Below are 25,130 nucleotides of genomic sequence, written 5' to 3'. Positions count from 1 at the left end.
CCGTCCGTCTCGGGGTCGGATACCTCGTACTGAACGGTGGCGTGTAGCACCCAACAGCTCCTGTTCTGCTGTAGCCGTATCTCGCCGGCTTTGGCGTCTCCGTCGAGGAGATCGTGCCACAACGGTTCTTGCTCCGGGTTCAACCGAAGCGGAATCCAGAAGTTCGTTCCGTAGCCCGGCAGAGGGACGTTCCAACAAATCTCGTAGTGTCGAGATTCGTCCCGGTCGAACGTCGCGGCTTGATTTGTGAGCCGGAGCGGGTGTTCATCGTCTAACTCGCGGGCGTTGTACGTCTTCCGTAGTTTCGGAACGTAGCTACAGAGGGCAGCCTTCGCCTGATACGGGAGGTCGAACGGCGTCACTACGTCGCTGACGCCACCCATTGTATCCGCTCCCGAATCGAACGCATCGTCTAACGCCTCGCGGTAGGTGGAAAGAAGGCGGCGAAGACGTACCTCTTTGCCCTGCGTCGGTGGGGCGAGGGTAGCTTCGAGTGTCTTCGTCACCGTCTCTGCCATGCCACACGTTACACACTATACACACTTAACTGTACCTATACCATAGTGGAACTGTGAACCGACGAAACGTCACAATCCGAGAAGAACAGGACGAATGGATTCGAGAGAACCATATCAACCTCTCAAGCCTCGTTAGAGAGTGCATTGACGAACGTATGGAATCCAGTTCAGCCGATTAACGGCGGTTGCGTAGAGGGACTTACGCGATTCACGCGGGATTCTCTCGCTGTTTAAAGATAGTCGTGTGTCTGCTGTGTCCAATCGATCCAGTCGTGTTCCCACCCCGACCGACTCGTGCTCTCACGCGCAGCGAATTCGCGATCTTCGCGCAGCGTCCGGTTCCGCTCGATCGTGTCTCCCTGTTCGCCGTCGATCAACAGGGGATCGAACGCGACCCGGCCGAATTCGGCGGTGCGCTCACCGTCTGATGCGACCAGTGTCAACGTCTGTGGGTTCGTTCCGAGCGGAATGAGTAACCGTCCCTCGGGAGTGAGTTGACGAACGAGCGCAACTGGGGGGTTGACCGCGGCGGCCTCAACCAGGATTCGGTCGTAGGGCGCGTACTCAACCAGACCCTCGCTGCCGTTGTGGCAGTCGACAAGCACACCGTCGTAGTCGGCAGCAGCGAGGTTGCGCCGGGCGTCAGTCACCAGTCGTCGAGTGATATCGACCGCATGAACGTTGTGCGCACCGACTATCTCCGCAATGACGGCCGCTGTGTAGCCGACGCCGGCACCCACAACGAGCACAGAGCCGTCGGCGGGGAGGGCAAGCGCTTCGATGAGGCGTGCAACAGTACTCGGGGCGAGCACACGCGACCCGAATCGCTCGAACGAGCAATCGGTGTACGCGCGCTCTTGGTGGGCCGGTGGGACGAATTCGTGGCGCGGAACCGTCCGCATAGCGAGACTGACCGACTCGGTTTCGATCCAGCCTTTCGTATCGTGTTCGAGACTGGCCACCATATCGTCTCGTAACACCGCCTGTTCCATACGCACGTTCAGAACTAGACCCTAATCAATCGCGCGGCTATCCATTACTCACTGTTCGGCGTCGGATTCGTCGGCGTGTGCGGCGTTTTTCTCGATTTCGCCTTTAGTTCCCGCAGCATCGAAATCGTGATCCGGACGCATATTGACGAAATCAAGGAAGTCGCGCGCGGCGAGAAGGTCATCAGCCGTGTACTGCTGAGCTGCGGCACCGACAGCGACGCGCGGACCAACGTGGGGTTCAAGCGCAGCGAGTGCACAGGCGAGATCGTACGCGCGCGCGGCACCGATCTCTTGGTTCCGGACGTTCGTGGCGTCGATAAGATACAGCTCATCGTTAGCAATGAGCACGTTTGCAGCCCGGAGATCCCCGTGAGCGAGACCGACATCATGCACCTGTGCGAGCGACGCGAACAGATCCGGAACGAACTGCTCAACAACGTTGTCGGGAAGGTCACTCAACGTTCGAAACTCGTTGAGATACTCCACTACGAGCACACCCAGCCCGTCGTGTTCGAACGCTTCGATCGGTTCGGGAACGTTGATCCCGATGTCGCGCATCGTTCGTGTCGCGCGGAGTTCCTGCTGTGCCATCTCGATCGGTGTCTGTACGTGCTCGAAAAATCGCATCTGCCCGCTCGACAGCGCGCCGAGATTCCGCCCGGTGGTGATGAACGTGTGAACTAGCGCGTGCTGATTAGAGATAACCTTGACAAACCACTGATCATTCACCCTACAGGGAACCGATAACCAGTTGTCAGCCTCTAGGAATTCGACGCGGAGTGACTCCTCGTCGTACCGGTGGGCGACTTCCAGCATGACACTTTCCAGTCGATCCCACTCGATTGAACCCCTGATGAGCTGACGAATCACCATTCATCTGAACTATTGCGGGCAGGCCGTATGAGTGTTGCCGATTATCAAATATGTGTTAATTTCACACCCATACCGCGTCATACACCTTAACCGTATCGTCCACACAAACATTTGCCGTAGTTTTTATACAACCCATCACTCATCACGAGTATGGAGTTCGACCTACCCGATGAACATCAGATGATCCGAGAGACGGTTCGGGAATTCTGTGACCAAGAAATCGCCCCGATCGCCCAAGAGATCGAAGCGGAACACCGGTATCCCGCAGAAATCTTCGACGCATTGTCGGAGTTAGATATGATGGGCGTTCCGATCGAGGAAGAACACGGCGGTCTCGGTGGCGATCAGCTCATGTACGCGGTGGTCACCGAGGAACTCGGGCGCGTGTCGGGATCGGTTGGCCTGTCGTACGCGGCTCATGTCAGTCTCGCATCAAAACCGATCGAGCTGTTCGGAACGCTGGAGCAAAAAGAGCGCTGGCTCCGACCGCTCGCAGAGGGAGAGTACATCGGTTCGTGGGCGTTGACCGAGCCTGGAAGCGGCAGCGACGCAAGTGACATGTCGACGGTTGCTGAAGCGGACGGCGACGAGTACGTGCTCAACGGTACAAAGCAGTTCATCACGAACGCCAGCGAGGCCGGTTCGATCCTCGTCAAGGCCGTTACCGATCCCGAGGCGGGGTACGACGGCATCTCGACGTTCATCGTTGATCCACGGGAAGACGACGGGTTCGAGGTGACCACCCTTTGGGATAAGATGGGACTCAACGCCTCTCCGACGTGTGAAATCACGTTCACCGACTGTCGGATTCCTGAAAACCGATTGCTCGGTGCAGAGGGGGATGGGTGGGACCAGACCAAAGCGACCCTTTCGGGTGGTCGGATCTCGATCGCAGCGCTCTCGACGGGTCTCGCACAGGGCGCGTTCGAGGCGGCTCGTGAGTACGCAACCGAACGCGAACAGTTTGGCTCACCGATCTCGGAATTCGACGCCGTTCGGGACATGATCGTCGGCATGGACCGGAAGATCGAACGCTCGCGGCTGTTGACCCACAAGGCCGCAACGATGTACGACGAGGGCGAGGACGTGACGCGACTCTCGGCGCTGGCAAAACTTGACGCGAGCGAGACCAGCCGCGAGGTCGCTGAAGACGCCGTCCAAGTGCTCGGTGGCTACGGCTACACCACCGACTTCGCCCCCCAACGGTTCTATCGGGACGCCAAGCTCATGGAGATCGGAGAAGGAACGAGCGAGATCCAGCGCCTGGTGCTCGGACGAGAGCTTGGGTTATGACCCTCCACCTTTTTTCCGCTCGGGTGCGCGGAGCGCACTCTCCCGCAAAAAAGATGGGGCAAAAAAGCCGCGAGCTTCGCTCGCGGTGAGTGACCTCTCCGCTCCGTCTTCGTCTCCGCTTCCGCCGCCGCGCCGCCACTGCGACAGTGTTCAGTCAGTCGGTTGGATTGATGGACCTCGGATGCGTTGGATCGTCAGTTTGACTGTGGTACCGAAAGTACGGTTCAGTATGAGTGACGATCTGCACGAGCGTGCCCACGAAATCGACGCGACGATCCGAGTCGGAAAGCGGGGAATCGACTCCGTGACGGACGAACTGCGCGACCAACTCTCCGAACGAACGCTCGTGAAAGTGAAGTTCCTCCGGTCCTCACGAGGAGGGACGACGACCGACGAGTTGGCAACCGAGCTCGCCTTGAAGGTCGACGCAGAACTCATCGAAACGCGCGGCCATACCGCGGTGTATCACTGAGCTCTCTTCGTTGCTGAACACTGAATAGGAGTAGTTTTGATAACGGTTAGTCGACGAGGTAGTTGTCTGCACCCTCCGTATCGGCCACGACATCGGTGAATCCCTGGGGATGTTCGACGTGTGGAAGCAACATCGCATCATCGAATACGGCGAGCTCGGCGTCGGCGTGTGACGCGAGCGACTGCCCGGTCGTGAGCGGCGTCGTCGTCGCGTTCCGTCCCCACACGAGTCGCACAGGAACGTCCAACTCCGCCAGCGCTGTTCCGAGTTCCACATCTGGATCGAGTGCTCCGCTGAAGAACGAGGCCGGTGCAAAGCGTGCCCCGGGTTGATGGGTCGTTTGCCACCGGTATTCGATGTACTCCGCGTCGACGGTATCGGAATCGTACAGTCCGTGATCGGCGCTGAAATGCCGTAGCGAGGATTTGCTTGTCATCAGATTAAACAGTCCCTCACCAATCACGGGGGATCGCAACACGGACCGCAGCCACGTCCGATTGCCGGGCATCGTCGTGGTGGTCGGACAGACGAGCACAAGCGACGAAACGGCTTCCGTCTCAGCCGCCATCGTCGCGTACGCACCGGTGACTGACGATCCGACCACGCGCGGTTCGTCAGTCATGTCGCGGATGAAGTCGGTGATGAACGTCACGTACAGCGACGGAGAGTACAGCAGTGGTGGTCGATCAGATAGCCCAAACCCCGGCAAATCCGGCGCGATGACGTGATACTCGTCTGTTAAGCTGTCGAACACAGCAGCGAACTCCGCGCTCGATCCAGCAGCGTTGAGTCCATGCAACAGTAACAAGTCTTGATCGTCGGGCGATCCAGCCTCCGTATACGCGATGTCGAACCCACGCCAACGGTACTCTTCTGTCGATCGTCCGAGCGGTGCTCGGAGTTGCTCCGCCTGCTGGGTCAAAAACCGGTTTGTGGCGGCAACGAGTCCGAGCCCGCCGACAGTTCCTGCAAGAAGCCTTCGAAGTCCCATATCTGTCGTACGACAGTCGGCGGCTTAACTGTGGGTGAAATACACGTTCCCGAAGCAACCGTCGGGACGATCAGCGTTCAGGATCGATCTCCTCGCGGTCGGCGCGGTGGTGGATGCATTCCTCGATCGGAGCGATCAGTTCGTCGACGATCGTGTAGGGATCAGTCTCCCGGCGGGTGACTGCTGCGGCGAATTCGTCGAGACTGCCTCGCGCGTCGATCTCCTGTGCAGTGAGATGTCGGAGGTCTTCCCGGAGATGTGTGGTGATCTCTTGGGCATAGCGCTGCTGAGCGCGTCGGGTTCGCGTACCCGACTCGACGAGATACTCGGCGTGCTCCTGAAGCACGGTGGCGAGTTCCTCAACGCCCTCCCCGTCGTTAGCGATCGTTTCGATGACCTGTGGCTCCCAGTCTGTCTCGGTCCGATCGATTGCCTGATCGATCGCTGTGGGCTCGTTCTCTCCGGTCGTGTAATCCTCACGAGTCCGGATCATCTCCTGGAGTTCTTTCACGGTGCGGTCAGCTCCCGAAAGATCGGCTTTGTTGACAACGAACACGTCACCGATTTCGAAGATACCGGCTTTGAGCATCTGAATATCGTCTCCCGTCTCAGGTGGCACGAGCACGGCGACCGTGTCCGCCGTTTTCACGATGTCGATCTCGTTCTGTCCGGCCCCGACGGTTTCGATGATGATCTTGTCCTTCCCGAACGCGTCGAGCGCTTTCACGGCGTCGGCCGTCGCGGTCGATAAGCCGCCGAGTCGCCCACGAGCGCTCATTGAGCGGACGAACACGTCCATATCGCCCGTGGTCGAACCCATACGAATACGGTCACCGAGCACCGATCCGCCCGTGAACGGCGAAGACGGATCAATGGCGAGCACACCGACCGTAAGATCGTTGTCCCGGTACTGCCGTGTGAGTTTGTCCACGAGCGTTGATTTCCCTGCGCCCGGACTCCCAGTAACACCGATCACGTCCGCGGTGCCGGTGTGTTCGTGCAGTTCACTCACGATGTCCCGATAGCCAGACGCTCGGTTCTCAATGGTCGTGATCGTTCGGGCGAGCGCTCGGTGGTCACCCGCTAGCAGATCCGAAACCAGACTCATCGCTGAGGGGCGTTCTCGCGAACGAACTGGATCGTTTCCTCCATCGATGCACCCGGTCCGAAGATCTCAGCAACACCGAGTTCTTTGAGCTCGGGACGGTCGTCTTCGGGAACGATCCCCCCAACGATCACGAGTGTGTCTGATAACGCGTTGTACTCCGCCAACCCATCGACGATCTTCGGCACGAGCGTGTTGTGTGCTCCCGACAGGATCGAAACCCCGAGAACATCAACATCCTCCTGTACTGCTGCCTGAACGATTTCGTCTGGCGACTTGTGTAAGCCCGAATAGATCACTTCAAACCCGGCGTCTCGGAACGCTCGGGCAATCACGTGCGCTCCCCGATCGTGGCCGTCTAAACCCACTTTGGCGACGAGACAACGCACCGCGCGCTGTCCCTGACCCTGCTCTGTGCTCATATTGTACCTAATAAACCCAGCTCGGGTTTGACTCTAACGGTAATACATGATCGTTCATGGGAACATATCGAAGATTGTGAGACGTTCGTCCGACGTTTGATCAGCAGATGGTTGAAACCCGTTGATCAGTGTCCTCACCAAGGCGATCAATCGCTGGCGTCCTCTAGGTCAGGCGCGTTGTCGTAGCCCGCTCGAAGGAGTTCACGGTAGCGTTTGCGGATCGTAACCGCGCTAACGTCGGCAACGTCGGAGATCTGTTGTTGGGTGAGATCTGCGTCCGTGAGTAGTCCGGCAGCGTACAGGGCAGCAGCGGCCAATCCGACCGGATTTTTCCCACTATGAACACCTTTGCGGTGTGCAGCGTCGAGGAGATCGCGCGCCTGTCGTTCAGTTTCGTTACTCGCCTGAAGCTCGCTTGCAAACCGTGGCAGGTAGCTCGTCGGCCGTGCTGGTGCGATTTCGAGTTCTAACGCCTGCACCAGATGGCGGTAGGCGCGTTTGAATCGGAGCGCCTCGACGCGGCTGACAGCGGCCACTTCATCGAGCGTTCGGGGTGTATTGGCCTGTCTCCCAGCGGCGTACAACGCGGCGGTTGCCACGCCTTCGATCGACCGTCCCTGTAGATGTCCTTCAGAAAGCGCGCGTCGATAGATGACACTCGCGGTCTCACGAACCGTTTCGGGCAGACCGAGCGCCGACGCCATGCGTTCGATCTCCCCGAGCGCCTGTTTGAGGTTGCGCTCATGAGCATCACCCGCCTGTACGCGCGTGTTCCACGTTCGGAGTCGCTGTACTTTCTGGCGCTGTCGAGACGATAAGGCGGTGCCGTAGGCGTCTGTGTCCTGCCAGTCGATCGTGGTCGATAACCCCTTATCGTGCAGCATATTCGTCGTCGGGGCACCGACACGACTTTTTTCGTCTTTCTCTTGGGTGTCGAATGCTCGCCACTCCGGCCCGCGATCGATCTCATCGCTTTCGATGACGAGACCACAGTCTTGACAAACCAATTCGCCGTGTTCGGAATCCTCGACGAGTGACCCGTTACACTCCGGGCACACTGTTCGGTCCGACTGTGAGTGCTCACGCTCCGGTGTCGCGGTATCTGCTGTCGATACGTCAGCCCGCTTGTACGATGTTACGTTGTTCACTGGCTATGAAACTGAAGAGGTCGCAGTACTCATCGACTCGCTACTCGTGTACACCACTTGTGATCGCACAGTAATAGAAATGTCTTCGGTGATGACCGAACCTATGATGCGGCCCATCCAGCGGCGTCTGACATCCGCCGTAATTCACGTGTCTCCGAAGGAAAAGGCTTATTGACGTACCATGTATTCACCCTCGATCGACAATTATTACTTCGGTATGCACCGACTTTCCGTATGCGGGAGTTCGTAATCACGCTTGAGTACGATTCCGGCGTCGATCCGATTGCGGACGTGTTCATCGAACATCCGGGAGCGCTTTCGAAGTCGGTAGCGTGTTCGATCACGCGAGACGCCATGTGGCGGCTTGATCGTATTTCCGGGCCGGCTTCGGCCATCGATCAGTTGGAGTATCTTCTTCTCGACACCGATCGCTGTAACGAGTGTCCGGATCAGCCAGCGTGTCAGTCCCACCGGGAGTACGAACTGCTCTCCCGAGATGCGACGAGCTGTACGATGTATACGTACCGGTCGGGCACCGACCAATGTCGAACGCTTCCGTCGCTTGCTGTGGAGTATCTCGGTGATGGGTTGTTCTATGAAACGAAACGGAACGTGAATCAGTACGAGTGGCGCATACTGATGCGTAACGACGCGAACGTTGGGCGGTTGTACGACGCCCTCCAAGCGGAGCTTTCCGACGGCATCACCGTGTCGTTGTCCCACCTCACTGATCCGACCCATTGGACTGACGAAGCGATCTCAGCGACGGCGCTCTCCTATGAGCAACGCGAAGCGCTCAGACTGGCAGTCGAGCACGGCTACTACCAGACGCCGCGTGAGACATCGCTGACCGAACTCGCCACCGAAGTTGACGTACCACAATCCACGCTGCAGTACCGTCTCCAACGCGCTGAATCGTGGCTCGCCAACCATTTCGTCACCGAGTGCTTGTGAGACGGTGGTTCACCTAGCACACTTACACCCAGTCGTCGAGTCCAGTTTGTGCAATGGAGTCTTGGATGCGTTCAAAGCCGCGTTCGACGGTGCTGTCGGGGATCTCCCAGCCAGCGACGTATTCCCTGGCGGCGTCGATGTCAGGGGAGAGGTCGGTGTCGAGGGTGTACTCATCAGTCACGTCAGGATTCAGAAACAGCTCCCGGATGATATCGGCGTGTTCGACGTACGCCCCTTCTGCGTCAAGAACGCCCCAGAGGTCGCCATGCTCGTGAATCAACTGCACTGCCGTCTTCGGACCAATGCCGTCGACGCCGTCGTTGAAGTCGGTGCCACAGAGGAGTGCGACATCCACGAGTTGCTCCCACGTGAGATCGTGTTTTTCTAACGTTGCCTCGAAATCCATCCGCTCGGGATCGCCTGAACTCGTCAGCTGTCGAAGGGTGTGCGGTGCGCCCAACAACAGGGCGTCGTAGTCTTCGCTGCCAACGAACTCCGCCGCTCCGGTGCGAGCCATATGCGCTGCCTGTGCCTCACCCTCTGCAGGGGCTTCGACGATCGGTACGTCGAGATGGGTGAGGAGTTCCCGCGTTGTTTCGTGAATCACGTCGGTCAGGCGTTGGGTACGCGATTCGAGCCGCGAAACGGCGACGGCGTCCGCCTCCTCGCGTGCGGTTTCGAGCTGCTCTTCGTAGCGTTCGCGCTGTTCACGGCGCTGTTCAATCTCGTCGCTTTTGAGATCCGTAACACCGCCGTCGAAGACGAACACCGGGGTTAGACCGTGTTCGAAGAACTTCGGTAGCCCCTGAACAATCCCGACGAGGTTCGCAACTTCCGTGCCGTCCGCGGTCGTGTACGCGTCCTCGGTCGTGAACCTGACTGTCGTCGTGAGATACCGGTAGAGCCAGTTGTGGGCGTCTACTGCGACGACGCCACTGAGCGCATCGAAGGATACGTCTTCGATGACTGCGAGTTCTCGGAGTGCGGCGTTTCCCATTGCTGGATGTATCCGGCGACGGAATGTAAGTGATCCGTCGGCGGTCGTATCAATCAGGGAGCGTCACGACCGGCGGCGGTCCCGCGTCCGCTTTCGCGTCGAGAAATGCCTGCTCGGCTTCTGTGAGGTCTCGCTCCCGGAAAACGGCCAATCCCTCCCGGTAACGCGCCCGATCGCTGGGGTGTTCGAGCACTAATTCAGCGATGCCGGTTCGCTCGCCAGTGAATCCAAAGCCAGCTTTCGACAGCGCGTGATACGCAAAGGGGTTGTTGACCGCGATCACGACCCGGTCGTAGCCACGGTCGTGCGCTCGGGCTGTGGTGTACGCCGCGAGTCGGGCACCGATACCCTCGCCGCGGCGTTCTTTCCGGGTTGTGATGTACCGAAACCACACCGTGTCGGGGGCTGTGCGGTCCTCGTTGAACGCAACCGCTCCCACGATGTCAGAGCCAGCGGCGGAATCACGAACGATCGCCTTTCCGGTGTTCGACATGACGAACTTCCCGGCGTAGGCGAACTCCCGGTGATCGAGTCGGAGCGTCGGACCCGCCGACGGCCACCCCAACACCTCGTATTCCATATCGTCGATAGAATGAGGAGACGAATGTGTCCTCTGTTCCCACGCGTTCGGGACAGGACCCGAAGCATCGGGGGTAAAGTCCTCCAAATCGTTGCAACCTGCCGTACCCACCCGCTCAGTCAGCCATTTCCGAGTCAACGGATTCGACGGCGTCACACTCCAGCAGTTCACAAACGTCCGCTTCGGGAGCAAAACAGGAGGGACACTGTGACTCGCGGTCGATGATGGTGTCGAGTCGTTCGGCAACGGTGCTGTCGATCACCGTTTCAAGGGTCTTGGCTTCCTCCCTGAACCGTTCAACTTCGAGCACCTCGATGAGGAACCGTTCAATGATACAGTACGTCTGGAGGGCGTCCCGGGCACGGACGATCCCCTCTTCGGTCAACGAGACGCCCTTGTACTTTTCGTGGTCGGCAAACCCTCGTTCTTGGAGTTTGCCGATCATTTCATTAGCGCTCGCAGGGCTGACGTCCAGCATATCGGCAATGCGACCCGTTGAGGCGGGACCATCCTCGACTTGCTGAACGAGATAGATCACTTTGAGATACTGGTCGGACGTGTTCATTGTCGGGACTCCATCATCGTGGTCACTTCTTCGACACCGTCTGCTTCCTCTTCGCGGATGCCGCTGAGGACAGTTACGAGGTGGTGACGATCGATGCTGAACGACGTTTCGGACGCTTCGATGGCGGTGATAACGTCGTCGTAGAACTTGTATGCGGTCTCTTCGTTACAGAGCTGATCGTACAACACGCCGTCGAAGTCCTCGGGTTTGGTCTGGCCGTACTGTGCCTCAACGAGCGGCTCGATCTGATCGAACGGAACCGGCTCGGCTTCGAGCTTATCGACCAACGACTCTAGTTTGGTACGGTGTTCAGCCGACTCTTCGGCCGCGTCTTCGAGCAACGCGAGGATCTCGGCTTCGGGTTCGGTTTCCATGGATTGGGCGTGTTTGTACGCCCGTGCCTCGACGACCTCTTCGAGCACCATCCCGATCTGTAAGAGTCGGGCGAGCTGATGGTCAGACCCGACAGCGCGCGTAATACTCATGTCGAATCATAGAGCAGTGGTCAGCGGGCGATGCGTTCGTGATCATACTCCGCTTCAGAGGTGCTGAAAGTTAAGTCGTTCCCTCTTGTGCCATGTTCGCTCAATTACAGCAACAGAGCACCGATCCTAACGATTCGCACACCGTCTCCTCGACGGTCGAACACGAGCAACACAAGAACAATACTGGACTGATCCGCGCCGCAACAGAGGGTTCTGAGACGCTATCGTTACAACTTATTTTTGTACAGAATGGCATTTGTTCCACGTTTTTTCAGTGTCAATCGATTCTACCCAGAAGACAGGAGCAGGTCGATTCGACCGGTTTCGACGGTGCACTCACACCGCTTTCGGGAGGAATCGACAGCACGGCAACCGCCCACCTCGGTGTTGACTACGACACGCTTGACGCCATCCTCGCCCTCCACATCGATGGGGTTCCCTGCCGGTGTAACAGCCCGTCTCATAGACACCTCTCGTGAGGTTGTCGACCGTATCAGACAGATGCACGAACAGAGAAAACAGAGACGGTAGAATCGTTCAACCGGAGCGGCTTACGATCGCGCTTGCAGACGATCCTGAACGCGACCGTTTACGTCCTCCCGTAGCTCTTCGACTTCGATCTCGTCGAGAACGGGGACGAAAAAGCCGCTGACGAGCATGTTTTTCGCCAGATGTTCGCTTACGCCCCGCGAAGTCATGTAAAACAGGTCGTTCGCGTCAACCTGTCCGACTGTCGCGGAGTGGCTCGCCTCAGTGTCGTGGTTGTTGATGATGAGCTTCGGTGAGGCGTCGGCTTCGCTCTCATCGGAGAGCATTAGCGTGTTCTCACGCTGGTAGGAGTTCGTGTTCCACGCCTCCGAGCCAACGTCTTGGACGCCTTCGTACACCGAGCGGGCGTCGTCGTCGATGACGCCCCGAGTGACGAGATCCGCGGTGGTGTGTTCGTTCTCGTGCCAAACACGGGAATCCACGTCGAAGTGTTGGTCGTTGTGTCCGTAGAACGCACCGACGATCTTCGACTCCGATGCTTCTCCCGCGAGCGTTGTTTCGACGCTCGTTTTGGTCAGCCGAGAACCGATGTTGCAGTCGATCCAATCGGCGTTGGCGTACGTATCGGTGCTGGCGCGCTTGAGCTGGTAGTTGTACGTGTCTTCGGAAAGGTCCTGCAAGGACCCGTACTGGACGTAGCTGTTTTCGCCCGCGACAAGTTCGACGATCCCGCTGTAATACCGGCTGTCACTGTCGGCGTCGGCTCCCGTCTCTTGGCGTTCGAGAATCGTCACCGACGACGACTGTTCGACAACGACAAGCGTGTAGTTGAACAGCGATTGGCTGTCCATCGTCGTTCGGATTGTCACTGACTCGGCGTCGACACCGTCAGGGACGTAGATGACTGTCCCCGACGTGAACAGCGCCGTCTGTAGCGCCGTGAGATAGTTCGTCTGGGGGTCGACGACGCTCCCGAACTGCTCGCGGAGGAGTTCCTCGTGGTCCTCGACGGCCTGTGCGAACGACAGTACGTCGACTTCCTCGGGGGCTTCCCGTTCTTTTTCATCGGCTGTGGTGGACGGCTCCACCAACGCCTCGAAATCCAACTCCGAAAGATCGGTCCATGTGCGCCCCGGTGTCTGGATGACATCGGGGAATGGAAGCGTCTCCAACGCTTCGAGCGCGTCGAGACGGGTTTCGAGCAGCCAGTCAGGCTCTCCGAGTTCCTCGCTGATCGCCCGTACGTGCTGTTCCGTGAGTGTTGCGTGTACCTGTGTACTCATTATAATGAATGTGTGTCTCGCCCGGTTGCCTCGATCAGCCGAGGCTGCCCTCCATTTCGAGTTCGATGAGCCGGTTCAGTTCGACCGCGTACTCGATTGGCAGTTCCTCGGTGATCGGCTCGATGAAACCGGCGACGATCATCTGCTTTGCGTCGTCGTCGTCCAGCCCGCGCGACTGGAGATAGAACACGTCTTCGTCACCGATCTTCCCGACGGTCGCCTCGTGGGCAACATCGACTTTCGACTCCTCGATCTCCATGTACGGCATCGTATCGGAGGTCGATTCGTTGTCGAACATCAGCGCGTCACACTCGACGCTCGTACTCGAATCTTCGGCACCGTCAGCGATGTGGACCAGTCCACGGTAGTTCGTGCGGCCACCGTCCTTCGAGATGGATTTCGACTCGATCGTCGATTTCGTGTTCGGCGCGTTGTGATACACCTTCGCGCCGGTATCGATGTTCTGGCCTTCGCCGGCAAAGGCGATCGTGATGTGGTTATCCGTCGCGCCCGGACCCTTGAGGATGGTACAGGGATACAGCATGGTCGCTTTCGATCCCATGCTACCAGAGACCCACTCCATCGTCGCGTCCTTCTCGGTGATCGCTCGCTTCGTGTTGAGGTTGTACGTGTTCTTCGACCAGTTTTGCACCGTCGAGTACTGAACGTGTGCGCCCTCCTTAACGAACACCTCGACACAACCAGAGTGGAGGTTAAACTGGCTGTACTGGGGCGCAGAACAGCCCTCGATGTAGTGAACCTCGCTGTTCTTTTCCGCAACGATCAGCGTATGCTCGAACTGGCCCATGCCCTCCGAGTTCATTCGGAAGTACGCTTGGACCGGCATCTCGACGGTTACATCCTCAGGAACGTAGACGAACGAGCCACCGGACCAGACCGCACCGTGCAGCGCAGCGAACTTGTTGTCGCTTGGTGGGACGCACTTCGTCATGAAGTACTCCTCAACGAGGTCGGGGTGCTCCTGGACGGCTTTGTCCATGTCACAGAAGATGACACCCTTCTCCTCCCACTGCTCTTGCATGTTCTGGTAGACGATCTCGGACTCATACTGCGCACCGACGCCCGAAAGCGCGTTTTTCTCCGCTTCGGGAATACCCAGCTTATCGAACGTGTCCTGAATCTCCTCGGGCAGTTCCTCCCAGTCGTCGACGCCGCCCCGAGTGTCGATGTCTGGGCGGATGTAGGGAACGATCTCGTCGATATCGACTTCGGTCAGATCGGGCTGACCGGGCCAGTCCGTCGGCATCGGCATCTCGTGGAACTGGCGGAGTGCGCGGAGTCGTCGGTCGCGCATCCAGTCGGGTTCGTCTTTGTCATCGCTGATGAGCCGAATGGTCTCTTCCGTCAAACCCTTCTCGGTCTCGAACGCGGAGTTCTGCTCTTTTTTGAACCCGAAACGAGCCTCCGTATCAGTTTCTTTGAGATGATCTTGTTCTGAACTCATATTGTGTATGTGTTGGGACTCTACGCTTATCAGGCTGTCTCGTACACTTCCTCGCGGACCCAATCGTAGCCGTTCTCTTCAAGCTTTACGGCCAACTCGGAGCCACCGCTCATGGCGACTTCTCCGTCGAGCATGATGTGGACGTGGTCGGGCTCAACGTAATCGAGGATGCGCTGGTAGTGCGTGATCTGGAGGATGCCAGCGTTCTGCTCGTCGCGCAGCGCGTTGATTCCCGTCGACACGTCTTGGAGACGATCGATGTCGAGTCCCGAGTCGATCTCATCCAGCACCGCGATCGACGGTTCGAGGATCGCAGCCTGCAAAACCTCGTTTTGCTTCTTCTCACCGCCTGAGAAGCCAGCGTTGAGATACCGCTGGGCGAACGTCTCATCCATTTCGAGCTGTTCCATCTTCTCTTTGAGGAGCTGCTGGAACTCGGCAACGCCGATTTCGCCCTCATCGACATCGCCTTCCATTGGGCTAGTGTCGTACCCGGCGTCGTCCTCTTCCGGTTCTGCTTCCGCTTCCGTCTCCTCGTCGTCTTCAAACAGCTCTTCGCGCTCTTCGAGCTTGGCGTTCAGCGCCGTCCGGAGGAAGTTCACCATCGTGACGCCCTCGATCTCGGCCGGATACTGGAAGCCGAGGAACACGCCGAGCGCCGCCCGCTCGTTCGGCTCCAGATCGAGGATGTTCCACGTCTGATCGTCCTCAGCGACCTCGATGTCGTCGAACTCATCATCATCGATATGGATCAACACCTCACCGTCGGTGACTTCGTACGCCGGATGTCCGGCGATCACCTTCGCTGTCGTCGATTTGCCGCTGCCGTTGGGACCCATCAGTGCGTGGATCTCACCCGAAGCGACTTCGAGGTCGACGCCGTTCAGAATCTTCTCCCCACCGTCTTCGTTTACCTTCGCGTGAAGGTTTTTGATTTCTAGCCGTGCCATAACACGAGTACCTTCTTGTCCTGTCTCGGATCGTCTCGCGTATAATGTTTTCGTATCGATCGTGATCGAGTTTGGGTTTCAGAAACCAAAGTTCATCAACGACAAAACATTACAGGCTACAGCTACAGTGATTTATTGTAGATAATATTATAATCTTACCGAGCATGGTCCAGGCGGTCGTTTCGAGAACGCATATACGGGCACCGGTTCTACCCGGGGTATGAACGAGGATGCCGTGTCTGATTCGGGGTGGTTCAGGGGTGTGGATCCAGGAGACGGTTCCAGTGCTCGACATGCCATTGAACACGGGTCAGCGGAGTCTCCGGCAGCGTGGCCCGATCACGCTGTCGAGTCCGGATTCGTCGATAACCGATCGCAGTATTATGAGGTGCTCCACGACGTGACGACAGCGGTCGCGCGCACACAAGTTCGCGAACGTGAGGGCACGGATGTCCAACGGATCATCCACTGTGTTCGCGCGATGGACGATGTTGAGCGGGTCGCAAACGAGCTTGCCGAACGCGTTTCGGCGTGGGCAGGAGCCAGCTTCGACGATCCGGGGACGGGGATCGAGTACGCACGAGAGATTGCTGACGAGACGGCAGCTGATTCAGAGGATCGTCGTGGAGCACTGGACGCGCGGCTCAGTTCGCTCGCGGCGCAGGTTCGTGCGCTCGATGACGAAGGGCAAGCGTTGCGCGACACCATCGAACGCGTTACCCCAGAGGTTGCGCCTAACGTGTCGATGCTGGCCGGCCCGGTGTTGGCGGCGCGGCTCATCGCCCTGGCAGGTGGGTTAGAGACGCTCGCAAAGAAGCCCAGCGGAACAGTACAGCTACTCGGGGCTGAGGACGCCCTGTTTGCGCATCTGAGCGGGCGTGCATCCTCCCCGAAACACGGGATCATCTACGTCCATGAGTACGTCTCAGGCACCGCGCCCGAACACCGTGGCACTGCGGCGCGCGCGCTCGCCGGGAAGCTCACGATCGCGGCCCGGATCGATCATTACTCGGGGGACCGACGCCCGGAGCTACAAGCGGAACTCGACGAGCGGATCGCCCGTATCAGGGAGCGAGGGGACTGAGATGACAGGAACTCTTCCTACTGGTGTGGAACGCCGTCGGTTCGATAGCAATGAACGACTGGCGACGCGTGGGCAACCGGTGTATGGCGAACCGACCGACGGCGACTGGCGCGCGTGGGATATTCGTCGCTCAAAGCTAGGGGCAATGCTCGACCGAGGAATGGAGACCGGGCTGAGCGGCGACGAGACGGTGTTATACCTCGGGGCGGCGGCAGGAACGACAGTCAGTCACGTGGCCGATTTCGCTGGGCCGACGTACGCGGTGGAGTTCGCCGCCCGTCCGGTGCGCGATCTCCTCACGGTCGCTGACTCACGACCGAACCTGTTCGTGTTGCTCAAAGACGCCCGGAAACCGGAGGCGTACGCCCATGTCGTCGAACCGGTCGACGTGATCGTTCAAGACGTTGCTACGCGCGGCCAAGCGCGAGTCGCTAACGAAAACCGCCGATTTCTCAAACAGAACGGTCGGCTGCTGGCGGTCGTCAAAGCCCGCAGCGAGGATGTGACAGCCGATCCGACTGACGTGTTCGAGACGTTCCGGTCCCAACTCGAAGGGTACGAGATACTCGACACTGAACGGCTTGATCCGCTTCACGATGATCATCTCGCGGTCGTCGCGCGACCGACGTGGTGATGAACATCATCTTTTAGCGGTCGCCCCCATAGCACGGCTATGAGTCTCGCAGTCGATCCCCCCGAACCGCCCACGCTCGAAGCAGAAATCGATCCCGACGAGTACGAGGACAGTGAGGTGATGGGCGATGAGTACCGTCGCGAGGAGATACAGGAGTTCTTAGCGGCTGGTGCGTGGGAAGCGGCGTTCGAACAGTGGACCACGGAGACGCCGATAGACGAAGACGAATTCGCCATCGTCACCGATCTCGGGCTGTTCTCCCGGTTCGATTTCTTCTGGGACGGCTTCGCAGACCGGGTTGGCTATCACGCGCCAGGACTGCCCGAAGACTGGCGCGAGCGTGATATCCACCCAGAGCTTGATTCGTGGGGAACAGTTTCGGCAATCAACGCCGGGCTTACCGAATTCGGACAGGTCGTCTGTGACGTGCTCAAAGCGGAGTACATCGATTGGGAATCCGACTACGAACCCCCCGAAGATCTACCGGACTTTTGACTGTCGACCCGCTACGCGCCGATCACCGAAGCGCTCCGTCGTAATCCTGACGGACGGTACCCCAGCGTTCCCACATCCCGATTCCAGTGAGCGACGCGACGACAACGACGAGAGGAGCCGTCGTGGACGATACACCGACCGCGAGCACTCCCAGTACCCCTGTCACGGCAAACGACCGCCGGGGATCGGTTCCGGCGACCGTCCATAGGATCCACAGGAACACACCGCCGAGACAGAAGCCAACAACCACGTCAACCACGTAGTGAACGCCCAACACCACTCGCGACAGCGCAACCGCGAATATCACGCCCGTCGCACCAAGTGCGCGACGGCGTCGGGTAGACCACTGTTCGAACACGAGTGCCACTCCGCCGTAAACGGCCGTCGATTTCGAAGCATGACCGCTCGGAAACCCGAAACTATCGGCGGTGACGAAAGACTCATACACCGGCGTCCCAATTGACGGGATCCACGCCGGAGGAACCGCTATCGTGGCCCCCGGCGGGCGAGGAAGTCCGAACGCGTATTTTGCCACGGCCGTCAACGCGTAGGCCCCGAGTGCCAACGCCAGAAGGAATGAACAATCACGTAACGGATATTGTGTAAGTGACGGGTCACGTCGTGTCACCACGTAGAACGCGCCGATGAGAACGAGCACGAACCACATATCCCCCAGTTGCGTTACGATCCCGGCAAGAAGCACGGACCAGTCAGGAAGCTGATTTACGACCCCGACTTCACCGATTCCTCGTGCCATCTCAGACACCCTCCTCGTGAGATGTTTCGCTTGGCCATCGTTTCATCGTCAGCAGCATTGGCAGTAGGCCATCTATCGACCCATCACTACTTGAGTATCCTGCTATCTTGAACCAGCGAGAGAATCCCGCCCTTTAGGGCGGGCGTGAATCGCGTCACCCGACTACGCAATCCACAGTCTATAGCAGCCCGAATACCAAACGGAATCTATTAGTGCCAAGGAAACGCACAAAGAATTGTGCGAACTGAAATCGATTGGTGATCGTGGCGGATTTGTGCACGCCCTGCCAACACGGCGTATGCAAAACGTGGAGGCCGCCGGTCTCGGCATCGGCGACGACTATCCGCCGCGAATCATGGGCGTGCTCAACGTCAGCGCGGAGTCGCCGTACAAACCCAGCGTCTTCGACGATCCCGGACAAGCGGCCGCGTACACCGATGAGCAGCTCATCGGAGAGGGGGCGGACATCGTGGATGTCGGTCTCGAATCGGCAAACAAGCGCTTCGAGGTGCTGTCGGCTGAAGAAGAGTTGGCCCGACTCGACACGGCGCTGGAGGCGATCGAATCGGTGAGCGGTGACGCCGTGTTCTCCATCGAGACGCGTTACCACGAGGTCGCAAGCGCTGCGCTCGATGGCGGCTTCGACATGGTGAACGATATCTGTGGCTTTGCCGATCCAGAGCTGCCCCGCGTGTGTGACCAGCACGACGCTGCCGTCGTCAAAATGGCCAGCCCGCCGGATCTTGAACGACCAGGCGCAGTGGAGAGCGTCGAGGAGATCTATGAGGCGCTATCGAGAAACGGACTCACCGAGAAGACGATCGTCGATCCCGCGTTCGGGGGGTGGTCGGCCGAGAAAACGCTCGCGGACGACCGGGAGACGTTCGAGCGACTTCGGGAATTTCGGGGATTGGGACAGCCGATTCTCGTGTCTATCAACCGGAAGAACTTCCTCCGAGAGTTTGCGGACCGCTCGACGGAGGACGCTCTGCCCGTGTCGCTCGCGGCGACAGCGATGGCGGTCGAACGCGGCGCACACGTTGTTCGGACTCACGACGTGGCCGAGACGCGGGACGCTGCCATTATTGGTCGTGCGTTCACACAGAATCGGCTCCGGAATGAAGCCACTGGGGTCGAGGAACTCGACGTGCAGACACCGAGTGAACTCCGCCGTCACTTCGACCGGATTGATGCGGAGACAGCGGATCCCGACGCGGGTGTGATGCGAGCGTTCGAGCTGTCGGGGCTTACCCCAGAAGATCGGGACCACCTCTCGACTGTCGCTGCGGAGTACGGTGTGACGTTCGTCTCTGGGCAGCAGGAAACAGCGGGCATCCTCCTCGGTACTCCCGCTGCGCTGGTGGCGATAGCCGATATGAACGACCATCCACCGACGATCGCTCGACAGCTCGACACGATCGCAGCCCGAACGGAGGCGTAATCCCGTGGACTTCTCGGAGTGGGAACCACTGTACACTACGATCCTCGACGATCTGGGTATCGATCGCGGAGCCGACGAACGAGGGCGGGATCGCCTCGCTGCGCTTACCACCTCGTTCGATCTCGATCGGCTCGCGCTCACCGGTGAGGCGGTCGTGATCGTTGGTGGCGGATCGATCGGTGATGACGCCCAGATCGGTCGCTTCGACCGCGTGATCGCTGCTGGAGGGGGTATCAAACACTGTCAGCAGACGGGCACTGCGATCGACCTGGCGGTCACGGATCTTGACACCGATCCCGAAACAGTTGTGTCGCTGACTCGCCACGGAACGCCGGTCGCGGTCGCAGCCCACGGGGACAACATCCCAGCGGTTGAGCGGTATGTTCCCGCCATGGATCGAGACAACGTACTCCCAACGACACAGGCAGAGCCCGTAGCGCACGTGGTGAACGCGGGCGGATTCACGGACGGCGATCGTGCCGCATTCCTCGCAGATCACTGTGGAGCCGGCTCATTAACGTTTCTCGGCTGGGAATTCGACGATGCTGACGTAAATCCGATGAAGTCCCGGAAACTCCAGTGGGCAAAGCGGCTCCTCCGGGTGCTCGAACAGCGCCGCCACGAGCGTTTTTCAGTGCTCGATGAGTACCGAACGGCGGTCGACACCGACGATCTCAAAAATCACAGCTGATCGGCAGTTCCGAGCTAGAGTCCGTCGCCGCTACTGTTCTCGCTTGGCTACGTCGAGAAACGCAAGCGCCCCGCCGATGAGTCCGAGGTTTTTGATGAACTGAATCAGTTCCATCTCCTGTTGCTCCTCATCGACAGCCCAGAAATCGTGCATCACCGGCGTGGTGCCGACGAGAAATGTCAGCACTGCCAACGCTGCGAGCTTGGGCCGTCGCCAGAAGGCGATCCCAATGCTTCCCGCGAGAAGCGATCCGCTCGCAGCCGGAACCGTCACTTCGGGCGCTGGTGCGTCGTTGGCTTTCGCGTACTCGATCATGCCATCGAGATCGCGCAGGTTGTCGATAGCCGAAAACGCGAGAACGCCTCCGAACAACAGCCGAGCCACACGAAGGCTCAGACTGTGTGATTGTTCTGTAGTCTCTTCAGTCATCTCTCTTCACCCGTCCGAACCATACCCCGAGATATTCGCTCAATGGACTTACTTTTGTAGCCTTCGTCTCGGTTACGTGGACTGTTCCCAACGACCCCGTGAGCCTTAATCGATTCCCGCGACTAGCAGTAGTGATGGAGAGCAACGCTGGTGGTGTCGACGCGTTCACGGCGCTGGGCGCACCCGTCCGGTCGGTGCTTTCCAAGCGAGGATTCACAACCCCCACGGAGCCACAGCGCCGGGCGCTTCCGGTGTTAGCCACCGGGTCGAACGCGCTCATCGTCGCCCCCACCGGAACTGGAAAGACCGAGACCGCGATGCTTCCGGTGTTCGATGCACTGGTCGGCACCGACAGGCACGGAATATCAGCGCTGTACATCACGCCGCTGCGAGCACTGAACCGGGATATGCAAGACCGGCTGGAGTGGTGGGGCGAACAGCTGGATCTCGATATTGACGTTCGTCACGGCGATACGACGCAGTATCAACGCACCAAACAGGCTGACGATCCCCCCGACGTGCTCGTGACGACACCGGAAACGCTCCAAGCGATGCTCACCGGCTCAAAGCTCAGACGGGCACTGTCGGACATCGAGCACGTCGTCGTCGACGAGGTACACGAGCTTGCTGGATCAAAACGCGGCGCACAGCTCACGCTCGCACTCGAACGGCTCCGAGCGCTAGCTGGGCCGTTCCAGCGCATCGGCTTGTCCGCGACCGTCGGTGATCCGGACACTGTTGGACGCTTTCTTACTGGCGATCGTGCGTGTGAGACCGTGACAATCAACGCAGGGAGTGCGCTCGACGTTCGCGTCCGTATGCCCGAAATCACAGCTGAAGACGAACAGCTGGCCGGGCAGCTGCTCACCGAAGCGGACATCGCCAGCCACGTCCGCGTGATGCGTGAAATCATCGACGACCACGAATCGACACTCCTGTTCGTTAATACGAGACAAACAGCGGAAGCGCTCGGATCTCGGTTCAAAGCGGTCGGTGCGAGTGTTGGTGTTCACCACGGCTCGCTCTCGAAGACGGCCCGTATCGATGTCGAAGATCGGTTCAAGGACGGCGAACTCGACGCGCTGTTGTGTACCTCTTCGATGGAGTTGGGCATCGATGTCGGGCACATTGATCACGTCATCCAGTACTCCAGTCCCCGTCAGGTTTCCCGACTCCTCCAGCGCGTCGGACGGCCGGTCACCGACGGAATGATCGATCGACGGGAACGATCATCACGACCCGGCCCGATGATACCTTCGAATCGCTTGTTATTGCCGACCGAGCGACCGACGGCGCTGTCGAACCGACGACGGTTCATGAAGGAAGCCTTGACACCGTTGCAAACCAGATTGTCGGGCTATTGATGGGCCACGGCGAGATCAGTGCCCGTCAAGCCTACGAGATCACGACACGCGCGTTCCCGTTTCGGGATCTCGCAGCGGAGACGTTCCGAGAGATCGTCCGAGAGCTGTCATCGAACCGGCTGCTTTGGCTCGATGAGGACGCGGATCGCCTCGAAAAGTCCGGTGGCACGTGGAAATATTTCTACGACAATCTGTCGATGATACCGGACGAAACGACGTACGGCGTCGAGGATGTGGCGAGTGGCCGCCAGATCGGGACACTGGATGAGCGGTTTGTTGTGGACTTCGCAGAGCCGGGAGAGGTGTTCATCCAGCGCGGTGAGATGTGGCGCATCGTTGAGATCGACGAAGAGGAGGGGTCGGTCACGGTCTCTCCGATCGAGGATCCGGGTGGGGAAGTGCCGTCGTGGACCGGCCAAGAGATTCCGGTGCCGTACGCGGTGGCACAGGATGTCGGATCGCTGCGGGCGAGCGCCCGACAACAGTTCGATGCGGGAAACTCCCGCGAAACAGTTGCTCGGTGGCTGTGCGAGCTGTATCCGACTGACGAACATACGGCAAATGAGGCGCTCGCTCAGATCGAACGCCACACCGAGGCGATGCCCGACGCGGATCGGATCGTGCTCGAATCGCACGGACGGGAATTCCTCCTTAACGCGCCGTTCGGACACAAGATCAACGATACACTTGGGCGCGTCATCTCCGCGCTCATCGGACAACAGACGGGATCGTCGGTCGGGCTGGAAACTGATCCCTACCGGATCGAGCTGGAAGTGCCTCGTGGGATCTCGCACGGCGACATCGTGGACGTGCTGGAGACCACGACTCCTGAACACGTGGCGGGCGTCATCGAGTTGGGGCTGAAACGCTCGGATGTGCTGAAATTCACGCTCGCGCAGGTCGCTGCCAAATTCGGCGCGCTCAAACGCTGGCGCGGCTCGTCGTCGTTCGGACGGTCACGGATGCTCGACGCGCTCGCTGATACGCCGGTGTATGAGGAAGCGCTCCGGGTAGTCCAGTATGAGGAGCTTGCGGTGCCGGAGACGATCGATCTTCTTCGTCGGGTACAGGACGGCGACGTGACGATCTCGACGGTATCGGGACGAACGCCGATCGGCACCGGTGGACGCTCCTCGGGTCGGGAGCTGCTCACGCCCGAAAACGCCGACGCGAGCGTCATCCAGACCGTCAAAGAACGCATTCAGGACGACCGGATGCTGTTGGTCTGCCTGCACTGTCTCGACTGGGAGCGCACCCAACAGGTAAAACGCGTTCCCGACCAGCCACAGTGTCCGAACTGCGATTCGACCCAGATCGCTGCGCTCAATCCGTGGGCCGATGAAGTGGTCGACGCGGTCAACGCCGCCGAGAAGGACGACGAACAGGAGAAAATGACCGAACGCGCCTATCGTGCGGCGAATCTCGTCCAGAGCCACGGCAAACAGGCCGTGATCGCGCTCGCTGCCCGCGGCGTCGGTCCCCACAATGCCGCGCGGATCATTGCGAAACTCAGGGAGAACGAAGCCGACTTCTACCGGGATATCCTTTCACAGGAACAACAGTACGCCCGGACGAAAGCGTTCTGGGACTGATCACCAATTATTCACTATAGTTCTATATCCAATTATTATAATGAATAGAATATTATTATTGAAAGAATATTGTAATTATTATATAATGTTTTATAGTATTTATGAATAGTGGGTATCTAATATTCAACCAAAAATATAAAGTCATACACTAACTATATAGCTTGTGACAGCGGAGTATTCTGAACTAGTAGTAGTTGATGAGTTATCAAAGGAACAAATTATACATGAATCTGAACACGCTGACATATCGTATGAAGAAGTTTATGAAACATGGTCAAACGAACCAATTATCGAAATAGGACGAGAGGACTGTGATACCGAGTCTGAATCCTTTGTGCCGGAAGAAAATTCGATAATTGATCCCTGCCCGTTCTGTGGTGGTCAACATATCCACGGCTTTGATGATTCTAAGGAAGGACAAGGATGGGTAACTCCAAGGAGTCCCCACTGCAGTGAATATAATGAAGATACATACTGGTTAGTATGGTTGGGTAAAGGTGAAGGTGAGTGGGTTGACGATCCAGAGTATACACAGAACCCGCAATAAGGTATTCTGTAGCGACTCTTCGGTTCCCTGATAGCCTGCTAGGGACCTACCCAACTTATTCAGAGCATTCCGCCGGTCGTTTCTGGGACTGAATTGTATTTTCATCATTATCAGTGGTGATCCGTATCCAACTTGTGTCTGCGTTGCTACCAAGCGTCGTCCGTTGATCGTGTGATTTGATCGTCCACAACAGCCGTGTTCGGTACCTACGTAGGGGCTTCAATGAACATGTTCTATTTTCTGACATATTCTTGAAAAACTGAACGACAGAACCGTGAGAACACTGCTCGGTGTGGGATTCGAACCCACGTCGCAGGCTCGAAAGGCCCGCATGATTGGCCGGGCTACACCAACCGAGCGCGCAACTGTACGTGTGTACCGGTCATTAATAAGCGCTGTCTTTCGCGCCCACTGGCTTCCACTTTTTTCCGCTCGGGTGCGCTTCGCGCACCGCTCGCCTAGCGAGCCGGTCGCTCACTTCGTTCGCGCTGCGACTCGCTGGTTCCCACTCGCT

Annotated in this window: 25 protein-coding genes, 1 tRNA gene and 2 pseudogenes; 11 read left to right on the top strand and 17 right to left on the bottom strand. The window is 58.5% G+C overall.

All coding sequences use genetic code 11. The annotated features are described in order from the left end of the window. The 3 genes and pseudogenes from EIK79_RS14150 to EIK79_RS14140 all read right to left on the bottom strand — a co-directional run. Positions 1–518, bottom strand: a pseudogene (locus tag EIK79_RS14150) (RNA-guided endonuclease TnpB family protein); the annotation flags it as partial. Positions 519–748: 230 nt separating this feature from the next. Further along, the gene (locus EIK79_RS14145; protein WP_124955796.1) at positions 749–1,510 is read right to left on the bottom strand and encodes a protein-L-isoaspartate O-methyltransferase family protein; all 762 of its coding nucleotides are present in this window, start codon (positions 1,508–1,510) and stop codon (positions 749–751) included. A gap of 48 nt (positions 1,511–1,558) precedes the next feature. Beyond that, positions 1,559–2,383 (bottom strand): RIO1 family regulatory kinase/ATPase domain-containing protein, encoded by an 825-nt coding sequence (locus tag EIK79_RS14140; RefSeq protein ID WP_124955788.1) that lies wholly within the window; start codon positions 2,381–2,383, stop codon positions 1,559–1,561. A gap of 150 nt (positions 2,384–2,533) precedes the next feature. Between EIK79_RS14140 and EIK79_RS14135 the strand changes: the two genes are divergently transcribed. Then, positions 2,534–3,676: an acyl-CoA dehydrogenase family protein gene (locus tag EIK79_RS14135; protein ID WP_124955786.1), complete on the top strand. Its 1,143-nt coding sequence runs from the start codon at positions 2,534–2,536 to the stop codon at positions 3,674–3,676. 229 nt (positions 3,677–3,905) lie between these two features. Then, positions 3,906–4,148 (top strand): YhbY family RNA-binding protein, encoded by a 243-nt coding sequence (locus EIK79_RS14130; RefSeq protein ID WP_124955784.1) that lies wholly within the window; start codon positions 3,906–3,908, stop codon positions 4,146–4,148. Between the two features lie 46 nt (positions 4,149–4,194). Here EIK79_RS14130 and EIK79_RS14125 read toward each other — a convergent pair whose 3' ends face one another. The 4 genes from EIK79_RS14125 to EIK79_RS14110 form a co-directional block, all read right to left on the bottom strand. Next, positions 4,195–5,139 carry an alpha/beta fold hydrolase gene (locus EIK79_RS14125; protein WP_124955782.1) on the bottom strand — a complete coding sequence of 315 codons (945 nt, stop codon included), beginning with the start codon at positions 5,137–5,139 and terminating at the stop codon, positions 4,195–4,197. A gap of 70 nt (positions 5,140–5,209) precedes the next feature. After that, a complete protein-coding gene (gene meaB, locus EIK79_RS14120; protein ID WP_124955780.1) occupies positions 5,210–6,247 on the bottom strand; it encodes a methylmalonyl Co-A mutase-associated GTPase MeaB in 1,038 nt (345 codons plus the stop codon). After that, complete coding sequence (locus EIK79_RS14115) at positions 6,244–6,666, bottom strand: cobalamin B12-binding domain-containing protein (protein ID WP_124955778.1); 423 nt, start codon at positions 6,664–6,666, stop codon at positions 6,244–6,246. The genes meaB and EIK79_RS14115 overlap by 4 nt, the downstream gene beginning before the upstream one ends. Before the next feature lie 146 nt (positions 6,667–6,812). Beyond that, positions 6,813–7,814, bottom strand: coding sequence for a transcription initiation factor IIB (locus tag EIK79_RS14110; protein WP_124955776.1), 1,002 nt, complete (start codon positions 7,812–7,814; stop codon positions 6,813–6,815). A gap of 234 nt (positions 7,815–8,048) precedes the next feature. Between EIK79_RS14110 and EIK79_RS14105 the strand changes: the two genes are divergently transcribed. Continuing rightward, complete coding sequence (locus EIK79_RS14105) at positions 8,049–8,768, top strand: helix-turn-helix domain-containing protein (RefSeq protein WP_124955774.1); 720 nt, start codon at positions 8,049–8,051, stop codon at positions 8,766–8,768. 22 nt (positions 8,769–8,790) lie between these two features. On the opposite strand, the gene fen is transcribed toward EIK79_RS14105, so the two are convergent. The 4 genes from fen to EIK79_RS14085 form a co-directional block, all read right to left on the bottom strand. Continuing rightward, positions 8,791–9,765 carry a flap endonuclease-1 gene (gene fen / locus EIK79_RS14100; RefSeq protein WP_124955772.1) on the bottom strand — a complete coding sequence of 325 codons (975 nt, stop codon included), beginning with the start codon at positions 9,763–9,765 and terminating at the stop codon, positions 8,791–8,793. A 49-nt stretch (positions 9,766–9,814) separates the two neighbouring features. Next, positions 9,815–10,345, bottom strand: coding sequence for a GNAT family N-acetyltransferase (locus tag EIK79_RS14095; RefSeq protein ID WP_124955770.1), 531 nt, complete (start codon positions 10,343–10,345; stop codon positions 9,815–9,817). 115 nt (positions 10,346–10,460) lie between these two features. Further along, positions 10,461–10,910, bottom strand: coding sequence for a metal-dependent transcriptional regulator (locus EIK79_RS14090; RefSeq protein ID WP_124955768.1), 450 nt, complete (start codon positions 10,908–10,910; stop codon positions 10,461–10,463). Next, positions 10,907–11,395, bottom strand: a complete 489-nt coding sequence (locus EIK79_RS14085) for a ferritin-like domain-containing protein (RefSeq protein ID WP_124955765.1) — start codon at positions 11,393–11,395, stop codon at positions 10,907–10,909. The genes EIK79_RS14090 and EIK79_RS14085 overlap by 4 nt, the downstream gene beginning before the upstream one ends. Positions 11,396–11,487: 92 nt before the next feature. On the opposite strand from EIK79_RS14085, the gene EIK79_RS14080 reads away from it, so the two are divergent. Beyond that, positions 11,488–11,874, top strand: a complete 387-nt coding sequence (locus EIK79_RS14080; RefSeq protein WP_124955763.1) for a hypothetical protein — start codon at positions 11,488–11,490, stop codon at positions 11,872–11,874. Between the two features lie 72 nt (positions 11,875–11,946). On the opposite strand, the gene sufD is transcribed toward EIK79_RS14080, so the two are convergent. The 3 genes from sufD to EIK79_RS14065 are packed head-to-tail and all read right to left on the bottom strand — an operon-like array spanning position 11,947 to position 15,582. Continuing rightward, the gene (sufD, locus tag EIK79_RS14075; RefSeq protein ID WP_124955761.1) at positions 11,947–13,167 is read right to left on the bottom strand and encodes a Fe-S cluster assembly protein SufD; all 1,221 of its coding nucleotides are present in this window, start codon (positions 13,165–13,167) and stop codon (positions 11,947–11,949) included. A 34-nt stretch (positions 13,168–13,201) separates the two neighbouring features. Beyond that, positions 13,202–14,632 (bottom strand): Fe-S cluster assembly protein SufB, encoded by a 1,431-nt coding sequence (sufB, locus tag EIK79_RS14070; protein WP_124955759.1) that lies wholly within the window; start codon positions 14,630–14,632, stop codon positions 13,202–13,204. A 29-nt stretch (positions 14,633–14,661) separates the two neighbouring features. Beyond that, positions 14,662–15,582 (bottom strand): ABC transporter ATP-binding protein, encoded by a 921-nt coding sequence (locus EIK79_RS14065; protein ID WP_124955757.1) that lies wholly within the window; start codon positions 15,580–15,582, stop codon positions 14,662–14,664. A gap of 220 nt (positions 15,583–15,802) precedes the next feature. On the opposite strand from EIK79_RS14065, the gene EIK79_RS14060 reads away from it, so the two are divergent. The 3 genes from EIK79_RS14060 to EIK79_RS14050 are packed head-to-tail and all read left to right on the top strand — an operon-like array spanning position 15,803 to position 17,795. Continuing rightward, positions 15,803–16,666, top strand: coding sequence for an NOP5/NOP56 family protein (locus tag EIK79_RS14060; protein ID WP_124955755.1), 864 nt, complete (start codon positions 15,803–15,805; stop codon positions 16,664–16,666). A gap of 1 nt (position 16,667) precedes the next feature. Further along, positions 16,668–17,300, top strand: coding sequence for a fibrillarin-like rRNA/tRNA 2'-O-methyltransferase (locus EIK79_RS14055; protein ID WP_124955753.1), 633 nt, complete (start codon positions 16,668–16,670; stop codon positions 17,298–17,300). Between the two features lie 39 nt (positions 17,301–17,339). Continuing rightward, the gene (locus EIK79_RS14050; protein ID WP_124955751.1) at positions 17,340–17,795 is read left to right on the top strand and encodes a hypothetical protein; all 456 of its coding nucleotides are present in this window, start codon (positions 17,340–17,342) and stop codon (positions 17,793–17,795) included. Positions 17,796–17,817: 22 nt separating this feature from the next. Here EIK79_RS14050 and EIK79_RS14045 read toward each other — a convergent pair whose 3' ends face one another. Next, complete coding sequence (locus EIK79_RS14045; protein ID WP_124955749.1) at positions 17,818–18,552, bottom strand: phosphatase PAP2 family protein; 735 nt, start codon at positions 18,550–18,552, stop codon at positions 17,818–17,820. 298 nt (positions 18,553–18,850) lie between these two features. Here EIK79_RS14045 and EIK79_RS14040 point away from each other — a divergent pair, with 298 nt between their 5' ends. Then, positions 18,851–19,993 carry a dihydropteroate synthase gene (locus EIK79_RS14040; RefSeq protein WP_124955747.1) on the top strand — a complete coding sequence of 381 codons (1,143 nt, stop codon included), beginning with the start codon at positions 18,851–18,853 and terminating at the stop codon, positions 19,991–19,993. A 4-nt stretch (positions 19,994–19,997) separates the two neighbouring features. Next, on the top strand, positions 19,998–20,684 hold the full coding sequence (locus EIK79_RS14035) for a hypothetical protein (protein ID WP_124955745.1): 687 nt from the start codon (positions 19,998–20,000) through the stop codon (positions 20,682–20,684). Between the two features lie 30 nt (positions 20,685–20,714). On the opposite strand, the gene EIK79_RS14030 is transcribed toward EIK79_RS14035, so the two are convergent. Beyond that, positions 20,715–21,113, bottom strand: coding sequence for a DoxX family protein (locus EIK79_RS14030; RefSeq protein WP_124955743.1), 399 nt, complete (start codon positions 21,111–21,113; stop codon positions 20,715–20,717). 134 nt (positions 21,114–21,247) lie between these two features. On the opposite strand from EIK79_RS14030, the pseudogene EIK79_RS14025 reads away from it, so the two are divergent. Beyond that, positions 21,248–24,069 (top strand): annotated as a pseudogene (locus EIK79_RS14025) (DEAD/DEAH box helicase). A gap of 163 nt (positions 24,070–24,232) precedes the next feature. Then, complete coding sequence (locus EIK79_RS14020; RefSeq protein WP_124955741.1) at positions 24,233–24,616, top strand: hypothetical protein; 384 nt, start codon at positions 24,233–24,235, stop codon at positions 24,614–24,616. Between the two features lie 284 nt (positions 24,617–24,900). On the opposite strand, the gene EIK79_RS14015 is transcribed toward EIK79_RS14020, so the two are convergent. Continuing rightward, positions 24,901–24,975, bottom strand: a tRNA-Glu gene (locus EIK79_RS14015). Positions 24,976–25,130 lie beyond the last annotated feature (155 nt).

Origin of the sequence: Halocatena pleomorpha, assembly GCF_003862495.1 — an archaeon.
In the GTDB taxonomy this organism is placed as follows: Archaea; Halobacteriota; Halobacteria; order Halobacteriales; family Haloarculaceae; genus Halocatena; species Halocatena pleomorpha.
This window is presented reverse-complemented; position numbering and strand designations above follow the sequence as displayed.